Source organism: Actinomyces sp. HMSC075C01, from assembly GCF_001812965.1.
GTDB lineage: Bacteria > Actinomycetota > Actinomycetes > Actinomycetales > Actinomycetaceae > Actinomyces > Actinomyces acetigenes.
Window position 1 is genome coordinate 141,594 of the sequence record NZ_KV811040.1, and the last position, 5,390, is coordinate 146,983.

Genomic DNA, 5,390 nt, shown 5'->3' on the forward strand with positions numbered 1-5,390 from the left:
CACCGGCCCCGGCCGCTGAGGCGCCGGCACCCGCTCCTGCTGCGACCGCGGCGCCTGCAGCCGCCGCACCGGTGGGCACTGGGGCCTCGGGCTCCTACGTCACGCCGATCGTGCGCAAGCTCGCCAAGGACAAGGGCGTGGACCTGTCCACCGTCACCGGTACAGGTGTGGGCGGACGCATCCGCAAGCAGGACGTGGAGGCCGCGGCCAAGGCCGCCGAGGAGGCCCGCGCTGCTGCGGCCGCCCCAGTTCCGGCTGCTGAGGCGCTGGCGCCTGCCGCTGCGGCCAAGCCGGCCTCGGCCAAGCCCGAGGTGGACACCACCCTGCGCGGCCACACGGAGAAGATGAGCCGGCTGCGTCAGGTCATCGCCGATCGCATGATCGACTCCCTGCAGACCTCCGCTCAGCTGACCACCGTCGTCGAGGTGGACGTGACTCGCGTGGCCGCGCTGCGGGCCCGCGCGAAGAATGACTTCCTGGCCAAGAACGGCACCAAGCTGACCTTCCTGCCCTTCTTCGTCCAGGCGGCCACGGAGGCCCTCAAGGCCCACCCGAAGATCAACGCCTCCATCGAGGGCAAGAACGTCACCTACCACGACGTCGAGCACGTCGGCATCGCGGTGGACACGCCGCGCGGCCTGCTCGTGCCGGTGGTCAAGAACGCCGGGGACCTCAACATCCCCGGGCTGGCCAAGCGCATCAACGACCTGGCCGCCCGTACCCGGGACAACAAGGTCAACCCCGATGAGCTCAGCGGCTCGACCTTCACGATCACCAACACCGGCAGCGGCGGTGCCCTGTTCGACACCCCGATCATCAACCAGCCGGAGGTCGCGATCCTGGGCCTGGGCGCCATTCAGCGCCAGCCCCGCGTCATCAAGGACGCCGACGGCGGCGAGGTCATCGCCATCCGCTCGGTGTGCTACCTGGCCCTGTCCTACGACCACCGACTGGTGGACGGCGCGGACGCGGCCCGCTACCTCATGACGGTCAAGAAGCGCCTCGAGGAGGGCGACTTCGGCGGCGAGCTGGGTCTGTGAGCCAGCACTCGGCCCGCTAGGCCGTCAACGGGGCCCCGCACCATCACGGTGCGGGGCCCCGTTGTCTTGCCCACCACTCGAGTTCCGCGCTCAGACGCACGACGAGCGACTCATCTCAAGACACCGGCGCGACGAGCAAGAGCAGGACCGTCTGCCCGAGCGCGGGGCGCCCTGCCGTCCCAGGACACCGGTACGGTGGGCGAATCCGGCCTGGTTCTCGTTGCTCGCCTCCCCGGCGGGGGCCGGTGCGACTACCCGCGGTCGCCTGGATAGCGCCTGGCCTGTACTGCACGAAGGTGGGGCGCTACTGGAGGAGGGGCGGGGGTACTCCAGGTGGGTGGGGCCTTCGTGCAGTACGCACAACCCTTGGACAGTGGATCCCCACCCTCGTGGAGTGGGCCACCCTACGACGTAGGCGGCCAGGGCCGGTGTTTCACCGACTCCTCCGGGCCCCACAGGGCAGGAGTCGGAGGAGGCCTGGCAGGAGAAGGTGAGGCTGGTCCCCGAGGTGAGGGTGCCCGGCTTCGCCGCCACGACCCTACGAAGTCGATCCTGCCGACAGCCCAGTGTCCACCGTGCTGACATCAACGAGCCTGCCGTTGAAGCACCCCCTGAAGGTCGTTGAAATTCTGCGGTCTCTCCCCGGCGTGCGGCGCCGGTGCGGGGTTGATGTCAGCGCCATGGACACCGACGGTTCTCCAGACCTTATCCATCAGCCCACCGTTGTCTCCAAGGCAACCTGCCCACCCCGAGCGAGCACCCCTCCGAATGCCTCAGAAGCCATGACGCTCACATGGCTCAGGAGTGAGGAGGTGCGACGCGCCCGGCCCCGTCCGCTCAGGCTCAGGACTCCTCGGCCGTTGTCGACTCACTGCCGGCGAAGGGGATCCCAGCCAGGCCGACGACGCGGCGGGCGAAGTCGATGCGATCCTCCGTGGAGCTGAACTCGCCCGCCAAGGGGCCGTCGAGCAGCAGTGAGGCCAGGCCGTGCACGCTGGACCAGATCAGGACCTCCACCTCGAGCTGAGCACCATCACCCATGACGGCCTTCGCCAGACGGGCCAGCTCATGGCGCGCACGCTCTCCGGCCTGCACTATCTCCGGGAAGCGTTCGGGATCGCAGACGTCGGGTCGGAACATCACCCGGAACACCCCGGGATGATGTAGCGCGAACTCAACGTAGGCGGTTCCCGAGGCCGTCAGGACCGCGCGCAGATCCGTGCTCCCAAGCCCCTCGTGCGCCGAGGCGAGCCTGTCCGCGAGCTCATCGAAGCCCTCACGTACCAACGCCGCCAGGATGGCCTCACGATTGGCGAAGTAGTGGTACGGCGCCTGGTGCGTGCAGCCAGCGCGACGCGCGACCTCCCGCATGCTCAGCGCACTGGGGCCGGATTCATCGAGGAGCTGTCTGCTGGTTCGCAGCAGCTCGGAGCGCAGGTCCCGGCCGCCGCGGCGCCCTGAGGCGCCTGTCGATTCAGAGGTCATGGGAGGAGTCTAGAACCGAACTACTAGACAGTGTCCAGTTGGCTGCTATGCTGACTTGACACTGTCTAGCACGTGAGGGGTAAGCATGTCCTACGACGTCATCGTGATCGGCTCGGGTATCGGAGGCCTGACGACCGCCGGCCTCCTGGCGCGCGCCGCCGGCAAGCGAGTTCTGGTCCTGGAGCGGCATACGGAACCGGGCGGACTGACACACACCTTCCGGCGCGACGGCGCCTCCTGGGACGTGGGGGTGCACTACATCGGTCAGCTCGACCCCGGGAGCCAGGGCCGCGCCTACTTCGACTACCTCTCCGGCGGCGAGCTGGAGTGGAACCGCATGCCCGACGCCTACGACAGGTTCGTCTACCCGGGAGTGGACTTGCGCGTCAGCAGCGATCCGGTTCGGTACGAGCGCGATCTGGTCACCGCTTTCCCTGACGAGGCCAGAGCCATTCACCGTTACTTCCAGGACATTCGCCGGGTGACACGGTGGGTGAGGTTGGGTTTCATCCAGGGAATGGTCCCCCGACCTGCGGCCTCGCTGCTCACAGCGGCCCAGTGGCTGGGAAGACGGCGAGCTACCACGACGACGCAGGCGTATCTGGATGCCCACTTCCGCTCCCCCGAGCTCAAGGCCGTTCTGGCCAGTCAGTGGGGGGACTACGGTCTACCGCCGTCCCGATCAGCCTTTGCCGTGCACGCGCTGATCGTCTCCCACTACCTCCAGGGCGCCTGGTTCCCCCGCGGCGGCAGCGCTCGGATTGCCCGCACCTTCGAGAAGGGCATCGAGCAGACCGGAGGCGCTGTCCGCGTCGCCCAGGAGGTCACCGAGATCCTCACCGAGAACGGGGCGGCCGTCGGGGTCCGCGTCATGGACCACCGCGGCGCTCGGGTACGCGAGCGCATCTACCGTGCACCGGTCATCGTTTCCGCCATCGGCGCCTCCAACACCTTCAACCGCCTGCTGCCCACGTTCGGTGAGATCGGGCGGCGCACCGGACCCGCACGCCGCACGCTGGAGCACCTGGGCGCGGGCACGTCCGTGGTCACCGTGTTCCTGCGCCTGCTTGACGACCCACGCAGCATCGGCATCGATGGCGGCAACATCTGGGTCAACCGGGACCTCGATCACGAGGGCGCACAGCGGTTCAGCGATTCGCTGCTCGAGGGGCATCCTCACGATGTCTTCGTGTCCTTCCCCTCCTTGAAGTCAGGTGAGTCCCCGCACACCGCCGAACTCATCTCCTTCTGCGACGCGAAGGCCTTCCGGAAGTGGGCCGAGCACTCCCGAGGACACCGCGGCCCCGAGTACTCCGCTCTCAAGGAACGCATCTCCCGAGGCATGCTGGAGCTGGCTGAGAGCGCGGCTCCGGGGCTGACCGCACTCGTGGACTACGCGGAGACCTCCACCCCTCTGACCTACGAGCACTACACCGCCCATCCTGCAGGGGCCTTCTACGGGCCTCCGGCCACTCCGCTGAGATACCGCTCCCGCCCCCTGGGGCCGCGCACAGCCGTTGCCGGCCTGTTCCTCTCCGGCCAGGACGCCGGGAGCGCCGGCATCATGGGAGCCATGATGGGCGGGGTGGCCGCCGCCTGCCAGGTCCTCGGACCGCGTGGGTATTCCACCATCACCTCCGCCCTGCACACGGCACCGACTGCCTCCGTCTCTCGCAGACGACACACACTGCCCGAGGGCAAGCACCGCGCCACCCTGGTCTCCAAGCGGCGTCTGACTCCCAGCGTGTGGGAGGCGGTGCTGCAGCTGGACGGCGGGATCGACCCGTGGGCGCCGGGGCAGTTCGCCCGTCTGCACGTGGGTGACAACGCCTGGCGTGACTACTCGATCGCGGGGCTGGAGGACGATCGCCTTCGGCTGCTCATCTCCACCCGGACAGGCGGCCGAGGCTCCCGGTTCATTGAGAACGCGCACACGGGCACGCAGACAGTGGTGGAGCTGCCCCTGGGTGGATTCGAGCTCATCGACTCGGGCAGGCGCCGCCTGTTCATCGCCACTGGCACCGGAATCGCACCCATGCTGGCCATGTTCGCTCAGGCTCCCGGCCTGGAGCGCGACGCCCTGCTCTTCGGGTGCTCTCACCAGGACGAGGATCTCACCGCCAGGATCAGCTCTCCCATGCCGGGGACCGTCGTACGCTGTCTGAGCCGCCAGGAGGCGCCGGACACGTTCCACGGACGAGTCACCCAGGCCCTGCCCGCGCTCGCCCATGACCTCCGGCTCGATCCCGACAACACGGACGTCTACCTGTGCGGTTCGGCGGCGATGGTGGCAGACACACGAGACGTGCTCGAGCGCGAGGGCTATGCGTCAGTCCTGACCGAGCCGTACTGAGCGCCGCGCGGGCCGTATCCGCCCCGATCATCGAGCGTGCCTGGCGGGTGGTGCACCTTGAGGTCACTCCACGGCTCGAATGTCTGCCACGCGCCACGGCTCCGGGACGACAATGAGCACGACCCGGCGGGGCGCAAGGGCCGGAACCGTCCGAGTTCCCGCAGGTCCCGAACGCGTTGAGGCACTTTGGGACAGCGTCACCTGCATCGCTCTCGCGCCGGGCCACTGAGCCGCTGCGTCGTCAGGCAGCGCCACCTCAGTGACCTGGCTGATGGAGGTGTGCAGCTCCCCGGCGCCTTCACCGGAGTCGAACAGCTCGGTGAGAACCTGTGTGTCGGCCTGCGCCGCGGGCGACCCCGGTACCGTCGTGGCTGCCAGAGCGGTGGCATCGCCGGCCATGAGAGCCCGGTCTCGAGCCGCGGACAGTCCGACGACGACACTGGCCATGTCTGCGCCCCCGCTCCCGCCAGGAGCCGCCGGTGTCGACGCTGTTGCGGCGGGGGTGGTGGGGA

Annotated in this window: 3 protein-coding genes and 1 pseudogene; 2 read left to right on the top strand and 2 right to left on the bottom strand. The window is 68.8% G+C overall.

All coding sequences use genetic code 11. The features are described from left to right. A partial coding sequence (gene sucB, locus HMPREF2883_RS13325; RefSeq protein ID WP_070663076.1) for a 2-oxoglutarate dehydrogenase, E2 component, dihydrolipoamide succinyltransferase occupies window positions 1-1,040 on the top strand: 1,040 nt, incomplete at its 5' end. An 843-nt stretch (window positions 1,041-1,883) separates the two neighbouring features. On the opposite strand, the gene HMPREF2883_RS13330 is transcribed toward sucB, so the two are convergent. Beyond that, window positions 1,884-2,525 (bottom strand): TetR/AcrR family transcriptional regulator, encoded by a 642-nt coding sequence (locus HMPREF2883_RS13330; RefSeq protein WP_070663077.1) that lies wholly within the window; start codon window positions 2,523-2,525, stop codon window positions 1,884-1,886. 85 nt (window positions 2,526-2,610) lie between these two features. Here HMPREF2883_RS13330 and HMPREF2883_RS13335 point away from each other — a divergent pair, with 85 nt between their 5' ends. Further along, complete coding sequence (locus HMPREF2883_RS13335; protein WP_070663078.1) at window positions 2,611-4,878, top strand: FAD-dependent oxidoreductase; 2,268 nt, start codon at window positions 2,611-2,613, stop codon at window positions 4,876-4,878. 63 nt (window positions 4,879-4,941) lie between these two features. Here the strand turns inward: HMPREF2883_RS13335 and HMPREF2883_RS13340 are convergent. Next, window positions 4,942-5,390: pseudogene (locus HMPREF2883_RS13340) on the bottom strand (kinase); the annotation flags it as partial.

Bases quoted from the DNA above. Each gene is read 5' to 3' on its own strand.
- HMPREF2883_RS13335 (WP_070663078.1), top strand. From the start codon at position 2,611: ATGTCCTACGACGTCATCGTGATCGGCTCGGGTATCGGAGGCCTGACG.
- HMPREF2883_RS13330 (WP_070663077.1), bottom strand. From the start codon at position 2,525: ATGACCTCTGAATCGACAGGCGCCTCAGGGCGCCGCGGCGGCCGGGAC.